The 24,820-nt window shown below is 48.5% G+C and carries 26 protein-coding genes and 4 tRNA genes; 26 read left to right on the top strand and 4 right to left on the bottom strand.

What is annotated here, in order from left to right; genetic code table 11:
- The first annotated feature begins 8 nt into the window (after positions 1-8).
- The 19 genes from OCV81_RS13790 (at position 9) to OCV81_RS13700 (ending at position 16,132) form a co-directional block, all read left to right on the top strand.
- Entirely contained in the window at positions 9-509 is a 501-nt protein-coding gene (locus OCV81_RS13790; protein WP_148330589.1) for a CinA family protein, read from the top strand.
- A 104-nt stretch (positions 510-613) separates the two neighbouring features.
- A complete protein-coding gene (gene rpmB / locus OCV81_RS13785) occupies positions 614-874 on the top strand; it encodes a 50S ribosomal protein L28 (protein ID WP_007558239.1) in 261 nt (86 codons plus the stop codon).
- A gap of 19 nt (positions 875-893) precedes the next feature.
- Positions 894-1,082 carry a 50S ribosomal protein L33 gene (rpmG, locus tag OCV81_RS13780; protein WP_005841291.1) on the top strand — a complete coding sequence of 63 codons (189 nt, stop codon included), beginning with the start codon at positions 894-896 and terminating at the stop codon, positions 1,080-1,082.
- Positions 1,083-1,091: 9 nt separating this feature from the next.
- A complete protein-coding gene (locus OCV81_RS13775) occupies positions 1,092-1,247 on the top strand; it encodes a DUF4295 domain-containing protein (protein ID WP_008142311.1) in 156 nt (51 codons plus the stop codon).
- Positions 1,248-1,372: 125 nt separating this feature from the next.
- A complete protein-coding gene (gene ftsY, locus OCV81_RS13770) occupies positions 1,373-2,338 on the top strand; it encodes a signal recognition particle-docking protein FtsY (protein ID WP_022353716.1) in 966 nt (321 codons plus the stop codon).
- Positions 2,339-3,640, top strand: a complete 1,302-nt coding sequence (gene rimO, locus OCV81_RS13765) for a 30S ribosomal protein S12 methylthiotransferase RimO (protein ID WP_148330587.1) — start codon at positions 2,339-2,341, stop codon at positions 3,638-3,640.
- 1 nt (position 3,641) lies between these two features.
- Positions 3,642-3,932: an HU family DNA-binding protein gene (locus OCV81_RS13760; RefSeq protein WP_148330585.1), complete on the top strand. Its 291-nt coding sequence runs from the start codon at positions 3,642-3,644 to the stop codon at positions 3,930-3,932.
- Positions 3,925-5,073 (top strand): HU family DNA-binding protein, encoded by a 1,149-nt coding sequence (locus OCV81_RS13755; protein WP_148330583.1) that lies wholly within the window; start codon positions 3,925-3,927, stop codon positions 5,071-5,073. Before OCV81_RS13760 ends, OCV81_RS13755 begins: the two co-directional genes overlap by 8 nt.
- Before the next feature lie 206 nt (positions 5,074-5,279).
- Positions 5,280-6,275, top strand: coding sequence for an AAA family ATPase (locus OCV81_RS13750; RefSeq protein WP_072542641.1), 996 nt, complete (start codon positions 5,280-5,282; stop codon positions 6,273-6,275).
- Between the two features lie 141 nt (positions 6,276-6,416).
- A complete protein-coding gene (locus OCV81_RS13745) occupies positions 6,417-7,286 on the top strand; it encodes a DUF58 domain-containing protein (RefSeq protein ID WP_022353711.1) in 870 nt (289 codons plus the stop codon).
- Positions 7,287-7,324: 38 nt separating this feature from the next.
- Positions 7,325-8,398: a BatD family protein gene (locus tag OCV81_RS13740; RefSeq protein WP_139255748.1), complete on the top strand. Its 1,074-nt coding sequence runs from the start codon at positions 7,325-7,327 to the stop codon at positions 8,396-8,398.
- 20 nt (positions 8,399-8,418) lie between these two features.
- Positions 8,419-9,417, top strand: a complete 999-nt coding sequence (locus OCV81_RS13735; RefSeq protein ID WP_148330581.1) for a vWA domain-containing protein — start codon at positions 8,419-8,421, stop codon at positions 9,415-9,417.
- 11 nt (positions 9,418-9,428) lie between these two features.
- The gene (locus tag OCV81_RS13730; protein ID WP_148330579.1) at positions 9,429-10,448 is read left to right on the top strand and encodes a vWA domain-containing protein; all 1,020 of its coding nucleotides are present in this window, start codon (positions 9,429-9,431) and stop codon (positions 10,446-10,448) included.
- An 8-nt stretch (positions 10,449-10,456) separates the two neighbouring features.
- Complete coding sequence (locus OCV81_RS13725; RefSeq protein WP_394802547.1) at positions 10,457-11,155, top strand: tetratricopeptide repeat protein; 699 nt, start codon at positions 10,457-10,459, stop codon at positions 11,153-11,155.
- 46 nt (positions 11,156-11,201) lie between these two features.
- On the top strand, positions 11,202-13,025 hold the full coding sequence (locus OCV81_RS13720) for a BatD family protein (RefSeq protein WP_148330577.1): 1,824 nt from the start codon (positions 11,202-11,204) through the stop codon (positions 13,023-13,025).
- A gap of 24 nt (positions 13,026-13,049) precedes the next feature.
- Positions 13,050-13,802 (top strand): tetratricopeptide repeat protein, encoded by a 753-nt coding sequence (locus tag OCV81_RS13715; RefSeq protein ID WP_148330575.1) that lies wholly within the window; start codon positions 13,050-13,052, stop codon positions 13,800-13,802.
- 13 nt (positions 13,803-13,815) lie between these two features.
- Entirely contained in the window at positions 13,816-14,529 is a 714-nt protein-coding gene (locus tag OCV81_RS13710; protein ID WP_148330573.1) for a phosphatase PAP2 family protein, read from the top strand.
- 129 nt (positions 14,530-14,658) lie between these two features.
- A complete protein-coding gene (locus OCV81_RS13705) occupies positions 14,659-14,916 on the top strand; it encodes a hypothetical protein (protein WP_022353703.1) in 258 nt (85 codons plus the stop codon).
- Positions 14,917-15,007: 91 nt separating this feature from the next.
- Complete coding sequence (locus tag OCV81_RS13700) at positions 15,008-16,132, top strand: universal stress protein (RefSeq protein WP_022353702.1); 1,125 nt, start codon at positions 15,008-15,010, stop codon at positions 16,130-16,132.
- An 87-nt stretch (positions 16,133-16,219) separates the two neighbouring features.
- On the opposite strand, the gene trmD is transcribed toward OCV81_RS13700, so the two are convergent.
- Positions 16,220-16,900 (bottom strand): tRNA (guanosine(37)-N1)-methyltransferase TrmD, encoded by a 681-nt coding sequence (gene trmD / locus OCV81_RS13695; RefSeq protein ID WP_022353701.1) that lies wholly within the window; start codon positions 16,898-16,900, stop codon positions 16,220-16,222.
- Positions 16,901-16,973: 73 nt separating this feature from the next.
- On the opposite strand from trmD, the gene ligA reads away from it, so the two are divergent.
- Positions 16,974-18,974, top strand: a complete 2,001-nt coding sequence (gene ligA, locus OCV81_RS13690; protein WP_148330571.1) for an NAD-dependent DNA ligase LigA — start codon at positions 16,974-16,976, stop codon at positions 18,972-18,974.
- Between the two features lie 116 nt (positions 18,975-19,090).
- A complete protein-coding gene (dapA, locus tag OCV81_RS13685; RefSeq protein ID WP_148330569.1) occupies positions 19,091-19,984 on the top strand; it encodes a 4-hydroxy-tetrahydrodipicolinate synthase in 894 nt (297 codons plus the stop codon).
- 122 nt (positions 19,985-20,106) lie between these two features.
- Here the strand turns inward: dapA and OCV81_RS13680 are convergent, their stop codons facing one another.
- The gene (locus OCV81_RS13680) at positions 20,107-20,610 is read right to left on the bottom strand and encodes a thioredoxin family protein (RefSeq protein ID WP_148330567.1); all 504 of its coding nucleotides are present in this window, start codon (positions 20,608-20,610) and stop codon (positions 20,107-20,109) included.
- 177 nt (positions 20,611-20,787) lie between these two features.
- A complete protein-coding gene (locus tag OCV81_RS13675; RefSeq protein ID WP_262640369.1) occupies positions 20,788-21,657 on the bottom strand; it encodes a PepSY-like domain-containing protein in 870 nt (289 codons plus the stop codon).
- Between the two features lie 127 nt (positions 21,658-21,784).
- On the opposite strand from OCV81_RS13675, the gene OCV81_RS13670 reads away from it, so the two are divergent.
- The 5 genes from OCV81_RS13670 to OCV81_RS13650 all read left to right on the top strand — a co-directional run bounded on the left by OCV81_RS13670 (position 21,785) and on the right by OCV81_RS13650 (position 24,554).
- Complete coding sequence (locus OCV81_RS13670; protein ID WP_148330563.1) at positions 21,785-24,091, top strand: patatin-like phospholipase family protein; 2,307 nt, start codon at positions 21,785-21,787, stop codon at positions 24,089-24,091.
- A gap of 82 nt (positions 24,092-24,173) precedes the next feature.
- Positions 24,174-24,247: transfer RNA gene (locus OCV81_RS13665), tRNA-Arg, on the top strand.
- 28 nt (positions 24,248-24,275) lie between these two features.
- Positions 24,276-24,352 (top strand) — tRNA-Arg (locus OCV81_RS13660).
- A gap of 26 nt (positions 24,353-24,378) precedes the next feature.
- Positions 24,379-24,455: transfer RNA gene (locus tag OCV81_RS13655), tRNA-Arg, on the top strand.
- Between the two features lie 25 nt (positions 24,456-24,480).
- Positions 24,481-24,554, top strand: a tRNA-Arg gene (locus OCV81_RS13650).
- A 103-nt stretch (positions 24,555-24,657) separates the two neighbouring features.
- Here the strand turns inward: OCV81_RS13650 and OCV81_RS13645 are convergent.
- A partial coding sequence (locus tag OCV81_RS13645; protein WP_148330561.1) for a transposase occupies positions 24,658-24,820 on the bottom strand: 163 nt, incomplete at its 5' end.

The following is a 24,820-nucleotide window of genomic DNA, read 5'->3' as shown; positions in this document are numbered from 1 at the left end:
AAGAGATTATGTCAGTAGAAACCAAAACACTAAGTAAGGAGATAAGTGAAATCTTCTGGAGAGAAGGTTTTACATTGGCTACCGCAGAAAGCTGCACGGCTGGTAACGTGGCTGCCATTATAACTGCTATCCCAGGTAGTTCTCGTTTCTATAAAGGTGGAATCATCGCCTATTCAAATGAGGTGAAAGTGAATCACCTGCATGTGAATGCAGAAACATTGGAAAAATATGGGGCTGTAAGTGAAGAGACCGTGGTGGAAATGGTAAAAGGAGCCATGGAGGCGTTGGATACGGATTATGCAGTAGCTACATCGGGTATTGCCGGACCTGCGGGCGGCACTCCGGAAAAGCCTGTAGGCACCATCTGGGTGGCTGCCGGTTCGAAGGAAAAGGTGCTCACGGCCATGCTGAGTGAAGATGAAGGTCGCGAGAAAAATATCCAGGCTGCTACGGCTAAAACCCTGCAATTATTGCTGGAATTATGCCAAAATCAAGAAAATGAGGGGTAAAAGTGCAATTTGTTGGTGAAAGATTTGTTTATATAAAATAAAATCGCTTACTTTGCACTCCGTTTGAAAGAACCATGGAATAAAACTATAAAAACTAGATAGAAATGTCGAAAATTTGTCAAATTACCGGAAAGAAAGCCTTGATAGGCAACAACGTTTCACACTCTAAGAGAAGAACAAAAAGAACTTTTGATGTGAACTTGTTTACAAAGAAATTCTACTATGTAGAACAGGATTGCTGGATTAGCCTGAATATCTGTGCTAACGGCTTGCGAGTTATTAACAAAAAAGGCCTGGATGCAGCGCTGAATGAAGCAGTGGCAAAAGGCTATTGTGATTGGAAAACTATCAAAATTATTGGTTAATTAAAAGGAGAGAAAGACTATGGCTAAGAAAGCTAAAGGAAACAGAGTACAGGTAATCCTTGAATGCACAGAAATGAAGGATAGTGGTATGCCGGGAACTTCTCGTTATATTACAACAAAGAACAGAAAAAATACCACTGAAAGATTGGAACTGAAGAAGTACAATCCGATTTTGAAAAGAGTAACAGTTCATAAAGAAATTAAATAATAACAGACCATGGCAAAGAAAACAGTCGCAACCCTTCAGACAGGTAAAGAAGGACGTTCTTATACTAAGGTTATCAAAATGGTTAAGTCTCCGAAAACAGGTGCTTACGTTTTTGACGAACAAATGGTTCCTAACGATAAAGTTCAGGACTTCTTCAAGAAATAATTTAGCTATTCAGATATAAAATGCTAAATAAAAGTTCCTTTCATTGAAAATATGAAAGGAACTTTTTTTGTGTGTAAACTAGAATAGTTATATCTTTGTGTCAGAAACTGATAAAAGTAAGTTGTATGGGATTTTTTAGTTTTTTCTCAAAGGAAAAAAAAGAGACATTAGACAAAGGATTGTCTAAAACCAAAGAAAGTGTATTCGGCAAGATTGCACGTGCGGTAGCCGGAAAATCGAAGGTAGATGATGAGGTCCTGGACAATCTGGAGGAAGTGCTCATTACGTCTGATGTAGGAGTAGAAACTACGCTGAATATTATCAAGCGCATAGAGGCCAGAGTGGCAAAAGATAAGTATGTGAATACGCAAGAGCTGAATAATATTCTTCGCGAAGAAATTGCGGCATTGCTGATGGAAAACAATACGGTGGATGCAGCAGATTTTGATATTCCACAAACCAAGACTCCTTACGTCATCATGGTAGTAGGGGTGAATGGAGTGGGGAAAACCACTACCATTGGCAAACTGGCTTATCAGTTCAAGAAGGCAGGAAAGAAAGTTTATCTGGGAGCAGCTGATACGTTCCGTGCAGCCGCCGTGGAGCAGCTGGACATTTGGGGTGAACGGGTAGGCGTACCTGTTATCAAGCAGAAGATGGGGGCAGACCCGGCTTCAGTGGCTTTCGACACCCTGAGTTCGGCTACGGCCAACCATGCGGATGTGGTCATCATCGATACAGCAGGCCGTCTGCATAACAAAATCGGCTTGATGAACGAGCTGACCAAAATCAAGAATGTGATGAAAAAGGTGGTTCCCGATGCACCGCATGAGGTGTTGCTGGTGCTCGATGGTTCTACCGGACAGAATGCATTTGAACAAGCCAAACAGTTTACGCTGGCTACGGAGGTGACGGCAATGGCCATTACCAAACTCGACGGCACTGCCAAGGGGGGTGTGGTAATCGGTATTTCCGATCAGTTCAAGATTCCGGTGAAGTACATCGGACTGGGAGAAGGCATGGAGGACCTGCAGATATTCCGTCGCCGGGAATTCGTAGATTCGTTGTTTGGCCCAACCACAGAGAAATAAATGAGAAAGAATACAATTGATATTATTACATTAGGGTGCTCAAAGAATCTGGTGGACTCTGAAAAACTGATGAAGCAGCTGGAGGCCAACGGATACAAAGTGACGCACGACAGTGCACACCCTCAGGGAGAAATAGCCGTCATCAATACGTGCGGTTTTATTGGCGATGCCAAGGAAGAGTCTATCAACATGATATTGGAGTTTTGTCAGGCCAAGGAAGAAGGCCGGCTGAAGAAACTCTATGTGATGGGCTGTCTGTCAGAACGTTATCTGAAGGACTTGCAGAAGGAAATTCCGCAAGTGGACAAGTTCTATGGAAAGTTCAACTGGAACGAGCTGCTGGCCGATTTAGGCAAGGCATATCATTCGGAGTTTTCCATCGAGCGTCACCTGACGACTCCCAAGCATTATGCCTATCTGAAGATTTCGGAAGGATGCGACCGCAAATGCTCATATTGTGCCATTCCTATTATCACCGGAAAGCATGTGTCCCGTCCGATGGAAGAGATTCTGGACGAGGTGCGTCTGCTGGTGTCGGAAGGCGTGAAGGAATTTCAGGTCATTGCGCAGGAACTGACGTATTATGGCGTGGACTTGTACAAGAAACAGATGCTGCCGGAACTGATTGAGCAGATGGCACACATTCCGGGAGTGGAATGGATTCGCCTGCATTATGCCTATCCGGCTCACTTTCCGGAAGATTTGTTCCGTGTGATGCGGGAGAACGACAACGTGTGCAAGTATATGGACATCGCCCTGCAGCACATCAGCGACAATATGCTGGAAAAAATGCGCCGTCATGTGACAAAAGAGGAAACCTATCAGTTGATTGAGAAATTCCGTAAGGAGGTGCCAGGCATTCACTTGCGCACTACGCTGATGGTAGGCCATCCGGGAGAGACGGAACAGGACTTCGAGGAACTGAAGAAGTTTGTGCGGAAGGCCCGCTTTGAACGCATGGGAGCCTTTGCCTATTCGGAAGAAGAAGGCACTTATTCGGCCAAGCACTACAAGGATGAGATTCCGCATGAAGTGAAGCAGCAGCGCCTGGATGAACTGATGGCCTTGCAGCAGGAAATTTCGGCCGAACTGGCGCACCAGAAAATCGGACAGGAGTTCAAGGTTATCATCGACCGGAAAGAAGGAGACTATTATATCGGTCGTACGCAGTTCGACTCACCGGAGGTAGACCCGGAAGTGCTGATTGATGCGGCAGACCATCGGCTGAAGACGGGTACTTTCCATCGGGTGAAGGTGTATGATGCCGACGATTTTGATTTGTATGCCACAATCGTAAAATAGAATGACAAATAAGGAATTCATAGAGGAACTTTCCCGTCGGGTGGATAAGCCAGGAAAGGATACGGCTGCATTGGTATCTTCTTTGACCGACAGCCTGTCGCAGACATTGCAGGAAGGAAAAACTGTAAGTCTGCAGGGGTTTGGTGTGTTTGAAGTGAAGAAGAAAATGGAACGTATCTCTGTGAATCCTGTCACCAAGCAGCGTTTTCTGGTTCCCCCGAAACTGGTGCTTGGTTTCAAGCCCAGTGTATCTCTGAAAGATAAGTTTAAAAACACTTCGCCGGATGAATGAAAAAATAACCTTGCAGGAGCTGGCGGACTTGTTTGCCCGGAAAAGTCAGCTGGAACAGGCTGATGCCGAACAGTTTGTCAAGGCATTCCTTTCTTTGATTGAGGAAGCTTTGGCAAGGGATAAGTATGTGAAGGTGAAAGGGCTGGGAGTCTTTAAGCTGATTAATGTGGAGGCACGGAAAAGTGTGGATGTCAATACCGGAGAGGCCATTGAGATTCAGGGACATGCACGTGTATCCTTTATCCCGGAAGCGGGGTTGAGAGACCTTGTCAATAAGCCGTTTGCCCATTTCCAGTCGGTCTTGCTGAAAGAGGATGTACATTTCGAGGATATTCCAGAAGGGGAGACTCAGTCGGAAGGGGAAGGACTGGACCTGAACGAAACGGATCTTCCGGAGGAGGTTGATGCAGTCCGGCCTGAACCGCAGCAGGACAACGCTGCAAAACCGGAAGAGGAAATACAGAAGAAGACAGAAGTCGGGGAGCATGTGCTGCCGGAGAAAACGGAATTGCAGGTGGCTCCATCGGCTCCTGAAGATTCAGAACCTCAGAAACAAGCTCCGGCTCCGGCAGAAGCAACGGAAGAAGCACCGGTTCCGCCGGTGACAGCGGGTAAGGAAAGCAGAATACCGTGGTGTTTGATTGCTTCTCTGCTGCTGGCTGGAATCTTGATTGGAGGGGCTGTGACGTGGACGCTGACTTCTGGAAGGCGTTATATCCCGGAACAGCTGGTGCAATACCTCATGGAACGCGAATCTCAACAGAGTGTTCCTTCCGTATCTCAGGAGAAAGAAAAGACCGATACGGTGAAAGCGGTTCCTGACTCTGCCCGTGTGATACAAGTGCAGAAAAAGGATACAGTGGCAGCCGCTGTTCCTCAAGAGACAGCCCGGCAAACATCTTCGGCAACTCCGGCCAAGCGCGAAACCCTGGCCGATACGGTGGAATACCAGATTACGGGTACGCAGACTTCGTATACGATTCGTCCCGGGGAGAGTCTGGTACGGGTGGCCCTGAAGTTCTATGGCAACAAGAAATTGTGGCCTTATCTGGTGAAGCATAATAAATCCATCATTAAGAATCCGGACAATGTGCCGGTGGGGACGACTATCCAGATTCCGCAGCTTACTCCTAAAAAATAAACTAAGGCCTTGTTTGCGTGTAAACAGGGCCTTTTTAATTTTCTTTAGTTCAATAAGCCTTAAAAGGGGAAAGCCGTCTATATTTTTTTATCAAAATTTATTGTGCCTGTTAATGGAATGCCTTAATTTTGGGGTGCCTTTTTAGACATCGGTTTTGAAAGGCCGTTTTTTAATGAAAAAAATAGGAACTAAAATAGAAGAAAATTATGGCTGAAGCTATTGACATTCGTGAATTAAACGAACGTATCGAACGCCAGAGCGCATTCGTAACCAACCTGATGGAAGGAATGAATCAGGTAATCGTAGGTCAAAAACACCTCATCGAATCTTTGTTGATCGGATTGCTTTCCGACGGACATATCCTGCTGGAAGGTGTGCCGGGTTTGGCAAAAACATTGGCCATCAAGACCCTGGCTTCATTGATCGACTCCAAATACAGTCGTGTGCAGTTTACTCCTGATTTGCTGCCGGCCGATATCATCGGTACGATGATTTACAGCCAGAAGGACGAACAGTTCATCGCCAACAAGGGACCTATTTTCGCCAATTTCGTATTGGCCGATGAAATCAACCGTGCCCCGGCGAAAGTGCAGAGTGCCTTGCTCGAGGCCATGCAGGAACGTCAGGTGACACTGGGCAAGCAGACGTTCGCTTTGCCGAAGCCTTTCTTGGTAATGGCTACACAGAACCCGATTGAGCAGGAAGGTACCTATCCGCTGCCGGAAGCTCAGGTGGACCGTTTCATGCTGAAGGTCATCATCGACTATCCGAAGCTGGAAGAGGAAAAGAAGATTGTCCGTCAGAACATCTCCGGCGAACGTGTGGAAGTCCGTCCGATTCTGAAGGCGGAAGATATCATTGCAGCTCGCGAAGTGGTTCGTCAGGTGTATCTGGACGAAAAAATCGAGCAGTATATCGCCGACATCGTGTTCGCTACCCGTTATCCGGAAAAATACGATTTGAAGGACCTGAAGAGCCTGATTGGCTTCGGCGGTTCTCCGCGTGCGTCTATCAACCTGGCACTCGCTGCCCGCAGCTATGCCTTCATCAAACGCCGTGGGTATGTGATTCCGGAAGATGTGCGTGCCGTGGCACACGACGTGCTCCGTCACCGTATCGGACTGACTTACGAGGCAGAAGCGACCAACGTGACTTCCGACGAAATCGTCAGCAAGATTCTGAACAAGGTGGAAGTGCCCTGATAAGCGGGCGTCTGAAACCGTGGACGGGGAGGAGAGTGCTCCCGTCCGCTTTTATCCGCAGCGGGAAAGCTGCATAGATTATAAACGATTCAACCGTGTTCCTCGGCCGATTCCGCAGGGGCACGGTCAAATACTAAAGGAATGGAGACAAGTGAACTTTTAAAGCGTGTCCGTCAGATTGAAATCAAGACGAGGGGACTTTCGAGCAATATTTTTGCCGGCCAGTATCATTCGGCCTTCAAGGGTCGGGGTATGGCGTTCTCCGAAGTCCGCGAATATCAGTTTGGGGACGACGTGCGCGATATAGACTGGAATGTGACCGCTCGCTTCGACAAACCATTCGTGAAAGTCTTTGAGGAGGAACGTGAACTGACGGTCATGTTGCTGGTGGACGTGTCCAACAGCCTGGATTTCGGTACCATCAAACAGCTGAAGAAGGATATGGTGACGGAGATTGCCGCCACGCTTGCTTTTTCTGCCATCCAGAACAACGATAAGATTGGCGTGATTTTCTTTTCCGACCGGATTGAGAAATTCATCCCTCCCAAGAAAGGACGCAAGCACATTTTGTATATTATCCGTGAACTGCTTGATTTCAAGCCCGAAAGCCAGCGGACCAATCTGCAGTGTGCCATCGAGTACCTGACGAATGTGTTGAAGAAACGTTGTACGGCGTTCATCCTCAGCGATTTTATTGACGACCGGGACTTCCAGAATGCGTTGACCATTGCCAACCGGAAGCACGATGTGGTGGCAGTACAGGTGTATGACCGCCGGCTGGAAGAGCTTCCCGATGTGGGCCTGATGCTGGTACGCGATGCGGAAACGGGTCATGAACAGTGGATTGACACTTCTTCCAAGGCGCTGCGGAATGCACACCATGCCTGGTGGAAGGAAAGGCAGCAGAAGCTGAACGAAACCTTCACCCACAGCAATGTGGACTCTGTGTCTGTCCGTACGGACCAGGATTATGTGAAGGCGTTGTTGAATTTATTTGCTAAACGAAACTGACAGTTGACATGAGACATTTCATATTATATTACACGAAAATGATAAAGGCATGTTGCTGCGCGGTACTGATTTTGTGCGGAGTGTCCGGACTGAAAGCCCAGTCGGTAACAGTGGAAGCGACTATCGACTCTCTTCAATTGCTGATTGGCGAGCAGGCCAAAATCAAGTTGCAGGTCAGCATGGATGCCAACCAGAAACTGAGGTTGCCGCAGCTTCGTGACACGCTGGTCAGGGGAGTGGAGATTCTGGATGTGGCCAAGCCGGATACCCAGTTGCTCAACGACAACAAGCGCTGGCTGATTTCACAGGAATATACGGTGACTTCTTTCGACTCGGCACTGTATTACCTGCCGCCGTTCGAAGTGTTGGTCAACGACAAGGCTTACCGTTCCAAGGCGCTGGCCCTGAAGGTGTATTCCATCCCGGTGGATACGCTGCATCCCGACCAGTTCTTTGGTCCGAAAACCATTCAGGAGGTACCTCTCACATGGGATGACCTGGCTCCGCTGGTGTATTCCATCCTGTTGTTCATCGCATTGGGAGTGGTGACCGTCTTCTTTGTCATCCGCTATCGCGACAACAAGCCGATTATCAAGATTATCAAGATAGAACCGAAGTTGCCTCCTCATCTGGCTGCCATGAAGAAGATTGAGACCATCAAGGCCGACAAGGCTGCCAAGCGGGAGGACCCGAAAGCATATTACACGGAACTGACCGATGTGATTCGTGTATATATAAAGGAGCGTTTCGGCTTCAATGCCATGGAGATGACTTCTTCGGAAATCATTGAACGCTTGCTGGAGGAAAAGGACAAGGATTCCATCCGCGACCTGAAGGCGATGTTCGAAACGGCCGACCTGGTGAAGTTTGCCAAATATGCGCCGCTGATGAACGAGAACGACATGAACCTGGTGAATGCCGTGGATTTCATCAACCAGACCAAGATAGAGGAAGATCCGAACGCCAAGAAGGAGCCTACGGAAATCAAGGTGGAGGAAAAACGTTCCAAACAGGGACGGATTGTACTGCTCTGCAGCATTGCCATCACGGGTGTAGCCGCACTGATTGCCTTGTATCTGTCTGTGCGTCACCTCATCGACCTCTTTTTTTAATTTTAAAATGAGTTGAGACTATGATTTTTGCGAATATAGAATATCTGTTCCTGCTGTTGCTGCTGATTCCGTATATCGTGTGGTACGTGATGCGCCGCAAGAAAACGGAACCGACCATGCAGGTATCCACCACACGGATGTACATGCAGGCTCCGCGCAGTTGGAAGGTGTATTTGCTGCACGCGCCGTTCGTGCTCCGTATCTTGACGTTTGTGATGATTGTGCTGGTGCTGGCACGCCCGCAGACTACGGATAACTGGCAGAATACGGAAATTGAAGGTATCGACATCATGCTGGCGGTCGACGTATCGACCAGTATGCTGGCAGAGGACTTGAAGCCGAACCGTATCGAGGCGGCCAAGCAGGTGGCGGCGGAGTTCATCAACGGACGTCCGAACGACAACATCGGTCTGACCATCTTTGCGGGAGAGGCTTTCACGCAGTGTCCGCTGACGGTCGATCACGGGGTGTTGCTGAACTTGTTCCAGAGTGTGGGCTGCGACATGGTACAGCGTGGAATGATTGAGGACGGTACGGCATTGGGTATGGGACTGGCCAACGCGGTGAGCCGTCTGAAAGACAGCAAGGCCAAGTCGAAGGTGATTATCCTGTTGACGGATGGTGTGAACAACCGGGGAGACATCTCTCCGCTGACGGCAGCCGAAATTGCCAAGCAGTTTGGCATCCGCGTGTACACCATCGGTGTAGGAACCAACGGAACGGCACCTTATCCGATGCTGACATACGCGGGTGTGCAGTATGTGCAGATGCCGGTGGAAATCGACGAACAGACCATGAGTCAGATTGCTGGTACTACCAACGGAAACTATTTCCGGGCTACCAGCAATACTAAGCTGAAAGAAGTATACCGCGAGATTGACAAACTGGAGAAGACGAAACTGAACGTGAAGGAATTCAGCAAGCGCGAAGAGGCTTATCAGGTGTTTGCCCTGATTGCGTTCCTGAGCATCCTGCTTGAAATCCTGTTGCGGAATACAGTATTAAAGAAAATACCTTAAAAGAAGAAGCCATGTTTCGATTTGGAGAACCTCAATATTTATATTTACTGATTGTGCTGCCCTTGCTGGCTGTGTTCTATTTTTATACGAACTACCGCCGCCGCAAGCGCTTGCGCGAATACGGTAGTCCGGAACTGCTGGCACACTTGATGCCGGATGTGTCCAAATACCGTCCCGATGTCAAGTTCTGGCTGACTTTTGCTGCACTGGCCATGGTGATTTTCATGCTGGCCCGTCCGCAGTTCGGTTCCAAGATGGAGACGGTGAAACGGCAAGGTGTGGAAACCGTGGTGGCACTGGATATTTCCAACTCTATGTTGGCACAGGATGTCACTCCCAGCCGTCTGGAGAAGTCGAAGAAACTGATTTCCCGTCTGGTGGAAACGTTCAACAACGACAAAGTGGCCATGATTGTGTTTGCAGGTCAGGCCTTTACACAGCTCCCGATTACGAGCGACTATGTATCGGCCAAGATGTTCCTGGAAACCATTTCTCCATCGTTGATTACCACGCAGGGTACGGATATCGGCGGGGCTATCGACCTGGCCATGAAAAGTTTCACGCCGAATGAAGGCGTAGGAAGAGCCATCGTGCTGATTACGGATGGAGAAAACCACGAAGGAGGAGCGATAGAAGCTGCACAGGCAGCCGCCAAGAAAGGAATCCGCGTGTTTGTGCTGGGTGTTGGTTCGCCCGACGGTTCACCCATTCCGGTGGAAGGCAGCAACGAGTTCCGCCGCGATAAGGACGGTAATGTGATTGTGACCCGTCTGAACGAACAGATGTGTCAGGAAATCGCCAAGGCGGGAAACGGCATTTATGTGCGGGTGGACAACACCAACAATGCGGAGAGAGCCTTGAACGCGGAAATCAACAAACTGGCAAAGGCGGACGTGGAGACTCAGGTCTTTACGGAATTCGACGAGCAGTTCCAGGTACTGGCCTGGCTGGCCCTCTTGTTGCTGGCTGCCGACCTGATGATTCTGAACCGCAAGAATCCGCTTTTCAAGAATGTGAAACTCTTTAAATGAAATTGGAGATGAAAGTGAAAGGATATATGCTGTGTATGTGCCTGGCCATGACTGCTGTGGCGGGTTACGCACAGAAAACAGACCGTGATTTTCTGCGGAGCGGCAACAAACTCTACAAGGACAGTTTGTTTGTCAAGGCAGAAGTGGACTACCGGAAGGCACTGGAACTGAATCCCAAGTCGACCGATGCCATGTACAACCTGGGCAATGCGTTGCTGATGCAGCAGAAGGGGAAGGAGGCCATGGAACAGTTTACCGCTGCTTCAAAGATTGAAAAGGACAAGATGAAGCTGGCGCAGATTTACCATAACATGGGTGTTATCCTGCAGTCGTCCAAACAGTTGCCACAGTGTATCGAAGCCTATAAGGAATCCCTGCGCAACAATCCGAAGGACAATGAAACCCGCTACAACCTGGCACTGGCGCAGAAGCAGCTGAAAGACCAGCAGCAGAACCAGCAGAATCAGGACCAGAAACAGAACAAGCAGGACCAGAAGCAGGACGGCAAACAGCAGAACAAGGACCAGCAAGACCAGAACAAGAAAGACCAGCAGAATCCGCAGCAACCGCAGCAGAATCAGAACCAGATGTCGAAAGAGAATGCCGAACAGTTGCTTAACGCTGCCATGCAGGACGAAAAGAACGTGCAGGACAAGGTGAAGAAGCAGATTCAGGTGCAGGGCCGTAAACTGGAGAAGGACTGGTAAACCAACAAAGATGAAGAACAAACGAATAATTATAAATCAAAGAATAATGCGAAAGATAATATTCTTACTTTTTATGATACTTGCCGTAGGACAGGTGAAGGCTGACAACGTACGGTTTGTGGCGGAAGCTGCCGACGTGGTGGTCAGTGGTGACCAGGTGCGTCTCGTCTTCACGGTCAATTCGCAAGATATCAAGGACTTCCGGGCACCTTCTATCAAGGGCTTCGATGTGCTGATGGGACCGAGCCGTTCTCAGCAGAGCAGCATCCAGATTATCAACGGAAAGCGTACGTCGAGCAGCTCGACGGCTTTTACGTATATCCTGTTGGCGGGTAATCCGGGTACTTACACCATTCCCGCAGCCAGTGTGGAAGTGGATGGAAAGAAAGTGTTTTCGAATGCCATTTCCATCAAGGTGCTTCCGCAGGATCAGGCATCGAAGAGCGGAGGAAACGGTGGGGGAAGCGGTTCTTCCTCCCGGAGTCAGGTGGCAGGCAGCCGGATTACGTCTAATGATTTGTTTATCACGGCTACGGCCAGCAAGACGACTGTACACGAACAGGAAGCCATTCTGTTGACTTACAAGGTGTATACCGTGGTGAATCTGCGCCAACTTCGTGGGGATATGCCCGACTTGAAAGGCTTTCATACGCAGGAAGTGGAATTGCCGCAGCAGAAGACTTTCACGCTGGAGCATTATAAGGGACGGAATTACAATACGACGGTGTGGAGCCAGTATGTACTGTTCCCGCAGCAGACCGGCAAACTGGAGATTCCTTCCATCACGTTCGATGGGGTGATTGCCCAGCAGACAGCTTCCGAAGATCCGTTTGACGCGTTCTTCAATGGCGGGGGATACGTGGAGGTGAAAAAGAAAATCACTACTCCCAAGCTGGTCATCAACGTACAGCCGCTTCCGGCTAAACCTGCCGGATTCTCGGGCGCGGTGGGTGACTTCAAGCTGGCTTCGTCTATCAACGCTACCGACGTGAAGACCAACGATGCCGTAACCATCAAGCTGACCCTGACGGGTACGGGTAACATGAAACTGATCAGTACGCCCGACATCAAGTTCCCGCAGGATTTTGAGGTGTATGATCCGAAAGTGACCGACAACTACAAGCTGACCAGCAGCGGACTGACGGGTACAAAGACCTTCGAATATCTGGCTATTCCGCGCCATGCCGGTAACTTTACCGTTCCGGCAGTGGAATTCACGTATTTCGACCTGAAGAGCAACAGTTACAAGACGCTCAAGACAGAGGCTTATAACTTGAAAGTGGCAAAGGGACAGGGCAATGCCGATCAGGTGATTGCGGATTTCACCAACAAGGAGAACGTGAAGATGCTGGGCAAGGATGTCCGCTTCATCAAGCTGGGCAATACGACCCTCCGTCCGAAAGGTGAATTCTTCTTCGGCAGCGTAGGCTATTACTTGTGGTATCTGATTCCATTGCTGCTGTTCATCGTCTTTGCGGTGATTTATCGGCAGAAGGCTCTTGATAATGCCAACGTGGCCAAGATGAAGACCAAGAAGGCCAACAAGGTGGCTACCCGCCGTATGAAACTGGCTGGCAAGCTGTTGGCCGAAAACAAGAAGAACGAGTTCTACGATGAGGTGCTGAAGGCCTTGTGGGGATACATCAGCGACAAGCTCAGTATTCCGGTGTCACAGCTTTCAAAGGACAACATCGAAGCCGAACTGGCCAACTACGGCGTAGAGGAGGCCCTGATTGCCGAGTTCATTGGGGTGCTCAACGAATGTGAATACGCACGTTATGCGCCGGGCGATGAGAACGAGGCCATGGACAAGGTTTATTCCGCTTCCGTGGAAGTGATCAGTAAAATGGAAAACAGTATCAAACATTAAAAACGGATAGGAGAGCAACTAGATATGAAGAAATTGTCTTTACTATTGATTGGGCTGATTGGGTGCATCCAGTTTGCGATGGCGGCCCCCACCAAGGCGGAGGCTGACGAAGCATACCAGAAGAACCAGTTCAGTGAGGCGGCTGCCATGTACGAGCAAATCTTGCAAACGCAGGGCGAGTCGGCCGATATCTATTATAATCTGGGTAATGCCTACTTCAAGATGAAGAACACGCCTAAGGCAGTGCTCAACTATGAACGGGCACTTTTGCTGAGCCCGGGAGATGCCGATATCCGCTTCAACCTGGATATGGCCCGGAGCAAGACGGTGGACAACATCACGCCGACAGCCGAGGTGTTTATCGTCACCTGGTATAAGTCGCTGGTCAACCTGATGAGCGAGAAAAGCTGGGGATATGTAGGAATTTTCTCCTTCATTCTTTTGCTGATTGGGGTTTCTTTCTATATCTTCGGCAACCGTCTTTGGATTAAGAAGACGGGATTCATCGTAGGTGTAGTATTTCTGGTGGTGACGGTATGTACCAATCTTTTTGCCAGCGAACAGAAGTCAGAACTTGTAGACCGTACAGGTGCCATTGTGATGGAACCGACCATTAACGTCAAGAGCACGCCGAACGAAAGCGGTACCGACCTGTTCGTGCTTCACGAAGGAACGAAGGTCTTCATCGAGGACAATTCCATGAAGGGCTGGAAAGAAATCCGCCTGGAAGACGGCAACAAAGGCTGGGTGAAGACAGAAGCAATAGAACTCATTTAATTCAGACATAGAAATGGCAGACATACAGCAACTCATAGAGGCCGACAAGGCATTGCTGCTTTCGTTGAACGGAAGTGACTCCTTGTTTTGGGATGGATTCATGTGGACGGTGACCGATACACGTACATGGATTCCAGCTTTGGTGGTGTTGCTGTATGTCATTTTCAAGAACAACCGTATACCGCAAGGGCTTGTCATTGTATTGATGTTTGCCCTTTCCGTGACACTGGCCGACCAGATTGCGTCGGGTATTTGCAAGCCTTATTTTGCCCGTTTCCGCCCTGCACAGGATCCGGAGCTGATGTACATGGTACAGACGGTCAACGGTTATCGTGGCGGTTTGTACGGATTTATTTCCAGCCATGCGGCCAACACCTTTGCGGTGGCCATGTTTGCTTCATTGCTGGTACGCTATTTACCGTTCACGTGCATGATGTTTCTTTGGGCGTTGATACCTTCGTATTCACGCATTTATCTGGGAGTGCATTATCCCGGTGATATTCTGTGTGGAGCAGTGGAAGGGATGCTGGTGGGCACATTGGTGTATTTCCTGTATGCTTATCTTTGCAAGCGCTTCTTTGATGACAGTCCACAGTATATCTCCACCCAGTATACGGCAAGCGGATATACAAAGGACGACATCTTTCTCTTGCATGCGACTTTGCTGCTGACCTATTTTTATGCCGTTATCAAGGGAATGGCAGTGGCAAAATTTCTGAATTTCTAGTCGGTCTGTCAAGTAAATTTGAAAAAAAACGTGATAGGTTTTGTCTACTCATAATCTTTTACTATATTTAAATCGAGAATTAAAAAAGAAACAATTAACATATTTGTCTAACGCTTAATTTTGATTACTATGAACAGAACGATAACATTTAACGAACTTCGTAAAATCAAAGACTCATTGCCCTCGGGCAGCATGCATCGTATTGCCGACGAATTGAATCTCAGTGTGGAAACGGTGCGAAATTTCTTTGGAGGACATAATTTTAAGGACGGAAAAAGCGTGGGTATCCACTTGGAACCAGGGCCTGACGGCGGGTTGGTTATGCTGGATGATACCACGGTGCTCGACAAGGCAATAGCCATTCTGAAAGAAGTACAACGTGCTTGATAAAACAGGGCTGTAACAGGGAGAAGGAGAGTATCCGTTCTTGTTGCAGCCCTTCTTGTTTAATGATATTAACCCTTTAAAAGCAGAAGCCATGGAAGAAAAACTTGTTACACTGGCCATTCTTACTTATTCTAAGGCTCAGATTCTGAAGAATGTGCTTGAAAATGAAGGAATTGAGGCATGCATCCATAATGTCAATCTGATTCAGCCCGTCATATCTTCGGGCGTGAGGATACGTATCCGGGAGAGTGACTTGCCCAGGGCTTTGAAAATCATTGAAAGTTCTACGTGGCTGGCCGAGGATGTAGTCAACGAGGAGAAAACGGAAGAGAAACATGGCAAGCAGATATTGGTTCCGGTCGATTTTTCCGATTATTCAATGGCTGCGTGTGAGTTTGGATTCAATTTTGCTGCTAAGATTCAAGCGGAGGTAGTATTGATGCATGTGTATTTCAGCCCGGTGTATATGCCTAGCCTGCAATATGCCACCGAGAGTTACGGACTGCCTATGGAACATGAATTGGGCATTAAAAGTATGCTCGACAACATTCATGAACAACTGAAGAAGTTGACCGACGGCATAAAAGACCGGATTGCGAAGGGAGAGTTGCCCGACGTGAAATATACCTGTGTGCTGAAGGAAGGAGTGCCTGAAGAGGAAATCCTGCATTATGCACGCGAAGAAAAGCCGCTTATCATCATCATGGGAACCCGAGGAAAGGGAGAGAAGGAAATGGATCTGATTGGTAGCGTGACGGCTGAAATCATTGACCGTAGTCCGGTGTTTGTATACGCCATTCCGAAAAATGCGACCAAGAAGAACTTCGATGAAATCCATAAGATTGCATTCTTTACCAGCTTTGACCAGCGTGATTTGATTGCGTTTGACTCATTGGTAACTACTTTCAAGGATTATCACTTTGAGGTTTCGTTCATCCATTTGAGTGACAATGCGCAAAAACGTACGTGGAATGAAATCAAGTTGGTCGGTATTCAGGAGTACTTTAAGAAGCAGTATCCGCAGCTGACGATAGACTACGACATGATGGGAGAAGATAGCCTGCTCAGCAATTTGGACAACTATGTAAAGGAAAAAGGAATCGATGTGCTGTGCTTATCCAATTACAAGCGGAACATTTTTGCCCGTCTGTTCAATCCGAGCATTGCTCGCCGGATGATTTTCCATTCCAATACACCGATTCTGGTGATTAAGTGAAGGTAGTATCTTTGATGAATGTGTTTATACAGGGCCGGATTCTTTTCGAATTCCGGCCCTGCATCATTTGGATTTATTCTGTTTTGTTTATTTCTCTTCCAGCAAATCCGGACGCAAACGCTTCGTCCGTTCGAGCGACTGCTGGAACTCCCATTCTCGAATCTTCGCTTCATGCCCCGACAGCAGGATGTCGGGCACCTTCCAGCCCTTGTAGTCTGCCGGACGGGTGTACACCGGAGGAGCCAGCAGGTTGTCCTGGAACGAATCGGACAAGGCCGACTGCTCATCGGAAATCACTCCTGGAATGATGCGGACAATGGAATCGGCAATCACCGCTGCCGCCAGCTCACCGCCCGTCAGCACATAGTCGCCGATGCTGATTTCCTTCGTGATGAAATGCTCGCGGATACGATAGTCGATGCCCTTGAAATGCCCACACAGGATAATCAGGTTCTGCGACAGCGACAGCGTGTTCGCCATCTTCTGGTTGAACTGCTCTCCATCGGGCGTCGTGAAAATCACCTCGTCGTAATCCCGTTCCGCTTTCAGCGCGGAAATGCAACGGTCAATCGGCTCAATCTTCATCACCATGCCCGCACATCCCCCGAACGGATAGTCGTCCACCTTGCGGTAACGGTCGTACGCGTAGTCGCGTAGGTTGTGGATGTGAATCTCGGCAATTCCTTTCTTCTGTGCCCGGCTCATGATGGAGTAATTGAAGAACCCTTCAATCATTTCAGGCAATACGGTTATAATGTCTATTCTCATTTGTCTGCGATTGTTTTTTGCAAAAGTACGAATATTTTTGCTACTTTTGCATGAAACATTACGCTTTAATGTCATGACAGAAATAGAAAGAATCGACCAATTGCGTGAAGAATTGCACACGCACAATCATAACTACTACATTCTCAATGCCCCCACCATCAGCGACCAGGAATTCGACCACTTGATGCGCGAACTGCAGGACCTGGAGGCGAAACATCCCGAACACTACGACCCGAACTCGCCGAGCGTGCGCGTGGGCAGCGACTTGAACAAGGAGTTCCGCCAGGTGGAACACAAGTATCCCATGCTTTCGCTGGGCAACACGTATTCCGAGGCGGAGGTACGGGAGTTCTACGAACGGGTGCGGAAAGCGCTGAACGAGGATTTCGAAATCTGCTGTGAACTGAAGTTCGACGGGACGTCCATCTCGCTGACCTACGAAGACGGGCAGCTGGTGCAGGCGGTGACCCGCGGAGACGGTGTGCGGGGCGACGACGTGACGGACAACGTGAAGACCATCCGTTCCATCCCGTTGCGTCTGTCGGGCGAAGGCTATCCCCGCCAGTTTGAAATCCGTGGCGAGATTCTGATGCCATGGACGGTGTTCGAGGAGCTGAACCGCGAACGGGAGGAACGCGAGGAACCGCTGTTTGCCAACCCGCGTAATGCGGCATCGGGCACACTCAAGTCGCAGAACTCGGCGGTGGTGGCTTCGCGCAAACTCGACGCGTACCTATATTATTTACTAGGAGAAGAGCTGCCGCACGACGGGCACTATGAGAACTTGCAGGAGGCCGCACGCTGGGGCTTCAAGATTTCTTCGCACATGCGCAAGGTGCGCACACTGCAGGAGGTGTTCGACTTCATCAACTACTGGGATCTGGAACGCAAGAACCTGCCGGTGGCTACCGACGGCATTGTGCTGAAGGTAAACTCCCTGCGTCAGCAGCGTAACCTGGGCTATACGGCCAAGTCGCCACGCTGGGCCATCGCCTACAAGTTCCAGGCGGAGCAGGCATGCACCAAGCTGCTGAAGGTAACGTATCAGGTGGGACGTACGGGGGCCGTCACTCCCGTGGCCAACCTGGAGCCGGTGCAGCTTTCGGGAACGGTGGTGAAGCGGGCTTCGCTCCACAATGCCGACATCATCGAGGCGCTCGACCTGCACCTGGGCGACATGGTGTACGTGGAAAAGGGAGGCGAAATCATCCCGAAGATTACGGGAGTGGACAAGGATGCGCGTCCGGCAGGCAGCGAGAAGGTGACCTTCATCACGCACTGTCCGGAGTGCGGCAGCAAGCTGGTGCGCTACGAAGACGAAGCGGCCCACTACTGTACGAACGAGGACGGCTGTCCCACGCAAATCAAGGGGCGTATCGAGCATTTCATCAGCCGCCGCGCGATGAACATCGAGGGACTGGGCCCGGAGACGGTCGACCAGTTCTATCAGGAAGGACTGATTCACGACGTGGCCGACCTCTATACGTTGCAGGCAGCCGACATTTGCCGCCTGAACCGCATGGGCGAGAAATCGGCCGAGAACATCATCCAGGGAGTGGAGAAGTCGAAGACCGTGCCCTACGAACGGGTACTCTTTGCCTTGGGCATCCGCTTTGTGGGCGAGACCGTGGCCAAGAAAGTGGCGCGGGCGTTCCCATCCATCGACCTGCTGAAGGCGGCCACACTGGACGACCTGATACACGTGGACGAAATCGGCGAGAAGATTGCGCAGAGCATCCTTCGCTATTTCCATAGCGAGAAGAACCTGCAGCTCATCGAACGCCTGCGCGAAGCCGGATTGCAGATGGCGGTGAGCGAAGAAGAGACAGCCGGACAGACCGACAAGCTGCAAGGCCAGTCCATCGTTATCAGTGGGGTGTTTGCCCGCCATTCGCGCGACGAATACAAGGCGCTCATTGAAAAGCACGGAGGAAAGAACGTGGGCAGCATCTCCAAGAAGACGAGCTTTATTCTGGCCGGCGAGAACATGGGCCCCAGCAAGCTGGAGAAAGCACAGAAACTCGGCATCCGCATTGTAAATGAAGAAGAGTTTCTCGAAATGATTGGTGAGTAAGAAACTGCCATTTCTTTACAAATTATTTATAAAAGGCAAAAAAACGATTAAATATATAGGTTAAGTTGAAAATATTCGTACTTTTGTACACTCGTTAAAGCGTTTATATTTCATTTATGATAGCAAGAAGACTGAAAGGAATGGGGGTGGCGCTGATTACTCCCTTCAAGAGTGACGGTAGCGTGGATTATGATGCACTGTTGAGACTCGTTGAATATCAGGTACAAAACGGGGTGGATTTTCTTTGTGTACTGGGAACCACTGCAGAAACTCCGACACTGACAGAAGAAGAAAAAAGACAAATCAAGAAGGTGGTGATAGAACGCGTCAACGGTCGTGTACCCATCCTGCTGGGTATCAGCAGCAACTGTACGCAGACCGTACTCAACACCCTGAAAAACGAAGACTTCACGGGAGTAGATGCCGTACTGGTGGCTGTTCCTTACTACAATAAACCTTCGCAGGAAGGTATTTACCAGCATTACAAAGCCATTGCCGAAGCTACCAAGCTTCCGGTGGTGCTCTATAACGTACCTGGACGTACAGGTGTGAACATGACGGCCGAAACGACTCTGCGGCTGGCACGCGACTTCAAGAACATCGTGGCCATTAAGGAGGCTTCGGGCAACATCTCGCAGATGGACGATATCATCAAGAATAAGCCGGAGAATTTCGACGTGATTTCGGGCGACGACGGTATCACCTTCCCGCTGATTACACTGGGTGCCGTGGGAGTCATTTCGGTCATCGGAAACGCTTTTCCGCGGGAATTCAGTCGCATGACCCGTCTGGCACTGGCAGGCGATTATAGCAGTGCGCTGACCATCCACCACAAGTTTACGGAGTTGTTCAAACTGCTCTTCGTCGATGGTAACCCGGCCGGTGTGAAAGCCATGCTCAGCATGATGGGCATGATTGAGAACCGCCTGCGTCTGCCGCTGGTGCCCACACGCATCACCACCTACGAGCAGATGCGCCGCATTTTGGACGAACTGAAGATACGGTGCTAAGGGAATCCCTTGCACCTTTTTATGCATACAGGTAATAAAAAAGAGATTTCAAAAACCGAGAAGGAATTTGAAATCTCTTTGCTTTTTGTTGTATCCATGTCATCTTCTGTAAGGGGTGGGCATCAGCTTTTGGCTGTGTGTAGCAGCGATGCCAGCTCAGAGGGGTTTACGTTCTTTGCCACAATTACCCCGCGGTCGTCTATAAGACAGTTGGTAAAACCGTGTTTCAGGTCGTACGACTTGAAAATCTCTGAATCTTCACCCTCCATTTCCTGATAGACGTTGTCTGTGATACCGTCTTGTTTGACAACTGTCCGGAAAACTGACGGATAGCGGTCGAAAGAAATGGAAATCATCTCAACACGGGCATCGTTCGAAACCACATGATGCAATCTGGCATTGCGGGTACGCGACGTGGCATCGTAACTGGCCCAGAAGCTCAGTAAAATATAATTGCCTTTAGAGGCTTGCAGACTGAGCGGCTGCTTTTCTTTTCCGAGTACTAACTCCGGAGCCTGTGCCCCAAGCGGAAGTTTCTCGGTGGGAGTATTTCTCTTGTCGAATGACAGAGAAATCAAGGAACTGAATACTAATACAACAAAAATCCACTTTACATTTTTGAGCATGTAATTTGATTTTAGTTAATACTATCCGGTACTGTGTCCTTACAGTGATTTCCTGCCCGGAACATTACTTCTGCGGCAAAAGAAGAGCCCCTTTTGTCACGTGAATTTGGGAAATCCGAATGCAAATATACGGTTTATTTCCTAAAATGATTCAGTTTTCTCTGTTATTTTGTGTTTTTAAACATGATTTTTAAGTCTCATCTGTAACATTTCCCCATTTTCGGCTACATATACATATTTGTCTACATCCCGGTCTTCCACTTCTACACGGTAATAGTTTCCTTGGGGTGTTTCGAAGAAATCGATGTCGTCTACTTCCATTCCGCTTCCTGAGAGCGCTTGTAAAGCCTGTTGCACAGCTTCGGGAAGATTCTTGATTTCGTATCTTTCCACTTCGTAAGAGGTATGCATCCAGACAGGTTTCCCATCGGCGAGTTTGAAATATACTTCTTTCTGACGGCCTCCGTCGCGAATTTCCACCTCAATGTTCCCTTTTTCTTCTTCGATGTCGAGAATCGAAGCTTGAGGATACATCTCTTTCACCAGTTCTTTCACACTGGATAGCTGGTCGGGAGCTACCGGCAGATGTTCGCTCCATTCCGTATTCTCACGAATCAGTGTACCGTCTTCCAGGTAAGTCAGTTCGTATTCTTGTGTGCCCGATTCCACCTCGATGATATATACCACACTCATGTCGCTCTTTTCGATTTTGTCTACGTCATCTACCCGCCATGAAGCATACGTTCCGGCTGCAAAGGCATCCTGTACGGCTTGCGGCAATCGTGTGAAAGGAATATCGTATTCCGTCATTACCCATACGCCTTCGAAAGTGAACCAAGCTTTGTGTTCACCGCCATTTTCTGTAAACTCTGCTTCATAGAACTCCCCCGTACGTTCCCAGTCCACTCTTGAGGCATGGGGATAACGTGCGTCGAATGCTTCCTGTAGTCCTGCGGAAATTTGCAGGTTGTTGTCGTCTTCTTTGTCACAGCTTTGCAGGCTGATTACACCTAGTGTCATCATGGCCCAAAATACGAGTTTCTTCATAACCAGTGTTCTTTTTTTATGTGTTTGTGGCAAAGTTCGCACCTGATTCTGAAAAGAATTTGAAATCTTCCCTGAAGATGAAAAAATATTTCTATATTTGGAAAACACAATTTGGAACATTCATTGCATGAAAAAAATATACAGCATCCTGGTCGTTCTATTCTGCCTGTTTTTCCCGGAAGCATCTGCTCAGAAGGTGGGGTTGGTGCTTAGCGGGGGAGGAGCCAAAGGATTGACGCATATCGGAATTATCCGCGCACTGGAAGAAAACAACATTCCTATTGATTACATTGCAGGTACGTCTATGGGGGCTATTGTCGGCTCGCTTTATGCCATGGGGTACTCGCCGGATGACATGGAGAAGCTCATCAAGTCGGACGATTTCAAACGTTGGTATTCGGGCGGAATACAGGAAAAATATATTTACTATTTTAAAAAGAACCCGCCTACGCCGGAATTCATCAACATCCGCGTGTCGCTGAAAAATCCGTTGCACAAGGTAAAGACACAGTTCTTGCCTTCCAGCGTAGTCGACCCGTTGCAAATGAATTTGGCCTTTGTGGAGTTATTCGGGCAGGCCACTGCCTCATGTCGGGGAAATTTCGACAATCTGTTTGTGCCATTCCGTTGTGTGGCGTCTGATGTGTACAACAAGCGTCCTATTATTTTTAAGGAAGGCGACCTTGGAGATGCCGTTCGGGCTTCCATGAGTTTCCCGGGCATGTTCAAGCCAATCGAAATAGATTCCGTACTGGCTTACGACGGAGGTATCTACAACAATTTTCCCGTCAACATTATGGCTGAAGACTTTCATCCCGATGTTATCATAGGGAGTGTGGTCAGTTCCAATCCCGGCAAGCCTAAGGAAGGTGATATCATCGGGCAGCTGGAAAGCATGATTATGCAGAAAACTGATTATTCTGTACCTGATTCCATGGGCATCCTCATGACTTTCAAGTACGATGATGTAAGTCTGATGGATTTCGACCGCTTTGACGAACTGCACGACATCGGCTACAATCGCACCATTGAACTGATGGATTCTATCAAGAACCGGATTTCACGACGCATGGATTATCGTCTGCTGGAAAAGGAACGCATCGCTTTCAAGCAGAAAATGCCTGAATTCCGTTTCCGGAATATCATCATTCACGGGGCAAACGATCAGCAGAAAAGATACATCCGCAAGGAATTTCATGCCGATGAGGACGGTACATTTTCTTTGGAAGAACTCAGAAAAGGGTATTTCCGGCTGATGTCGTCCGACAATATGATTTCCGAGATTATTCCTCATGCCGTGTATAATCCTTATGAGAAGGACTTCAACCTCGACCTGCAGGTACGTATGAAAGACGATCTTTCACTCAGGGTAGGGGGAAACGTGGGGTCCAACGGAGCCAATCAGGTATATATCGGGGCAACTTATCACAACTTGAACAATTATTCCAAAGAGCTCTCTTTGGACGGACAACTGGGGCAGATTTACAACAACCTGCAACTGTCTGGGCGTATCGACTTGCCGACGCGTCTGCCCACCTCGTATCGTCTGGTAGCTTCCTTGTCTACTTTCGATTACCTGAAACAAGAGAAACTGTTGAGCAAAGGCAATACGCCCATCTTCAATCAGCAAAAGGAGAAATACGTCAAGCTTTTCGTGTCCATGCCTTTCCTGAGTCGGCAGAAAGCTGAATTCGGTATTGGTATCGGTCAGCTGGAAGACCAGTATTTCCAGACGAATGTCATCGATTTCACTTCGGATATCCGCGATGTCAGTAAATATTCTATATTCGGGGGGTCGGTGGCCTTGGATGGGAATACACTTAACAGCCGTCAGTTTGCTACTTCCGGGCGACGAGAAAGACTCGCAGCCCATATTTATACAGGAACAGAGTATTACTATCCGGGGGTGGAGGATGCTGCATATACGGAAAACTATAAATTTATCCAGTCGTGGTTGCAAATCTCATACGAATTGGAGAAATATTACGAGTTGAAGCGTAATTTTTCGCTGGGTACTTACCTGAAGGCTTATTATTCATCGCGCAATTTCAGTCATAATTACCGAGCTACCATGATGCAGGCAGGTGAATTCGCCCCTACGGCTCACAGCCGGATTACCTACAATGAGGCATTTCGGGCCAATCAGTTCATCGGAATGGGTGTGTGCCCGATTTACCAGTTCAATAATGTTTTCCAGGTGCGGCTGGGTATGTACGGATTTGCTCCGATTTTTCCCATTCGAGAAGAAAATAACAAAGCCCGTTATGGAAAAGTCTTTTCGCAGGTAGAATATATGGGAGAATTGGACCTCGTGGTGCGACTTCCGTTCGGCTCTATCTGTGCTTATCTAAATCACTACAGTTCACCGAGTAATGACTGGAATTTGGGTCTCACATTGGGCTGGCAGATATTTGGAAGCCGTTTTATGGAGTAAATTTGTTGCAAAAAAATCGGTGAAATATTTGGAAGTTTCACTCAAAGTCTATACCTTTGCACCCGTCAAACAAAAAGGACATGGCCGCGTAGCTCAACTGAATAGAGTAGCTGACTACGGATCAGCCGGTTACAGGTTTGAATCCTGTCGCGGTCACTTGTCTGGTTAGGTTTGAAAAATGATTGGCCGCGTAGCTCAACTGAATAGAGTAGCTGACTACGGATCAGCCGGTTACAGGTTTGAATCCTGTCGCGGTCACCATTTTCCTTTAAGATTTAGAATTGATTGGCCACGTAGCTCAACTGAATAGAGTAGCTGACTACGGATCAGCCGGTTACAGGTTTGAATCCTGTCGTGGTCACCAATTCGGGTCAGATTTAGAATTGATTGGCCGCGTAGCTCAACTGAATAGAGTAGCTGACTACGGATCAGCCGGTTACAGGTTTGAATCCTGTCGCGGTCACGAAAAGCATCTTCCATTCGAAGATGCTTTTTTTGTTGTTTATTATTGCATAAATACATTGAAGGATTCAGGGCTCAACGTAAAAATCTGAGGGATTCGTTGATTAAGCATAAATTTTAGCCAGTCTGAACAAAAAGAAGGCCTTGTCCTTTACTCCCCTGAACTGCGAACGGAAGCTCTTTATTTTTGCATTGAAGGATTCAGATGCAGCGTTTGTGGAACGCTTCTCAAAGAAGTTGATGATTTCCAGATAATGTGTCTGTATG

The organism is Phocaeicola fibrisolvens (assembly GCF_025567125.1).
In the GTDB taxonomy this organism is placed as follows: Bacteria; Bacteroidota; Bacteroidia; order Bacteroidales; family Bacteroidaceae; genus Phocaeicola; species Phocaeicola fibrisolvens.
Note: the sequence above shows the minus strand (reverse complement) of the source record. Positions and strands in the feature narration are given on the sequence as shown.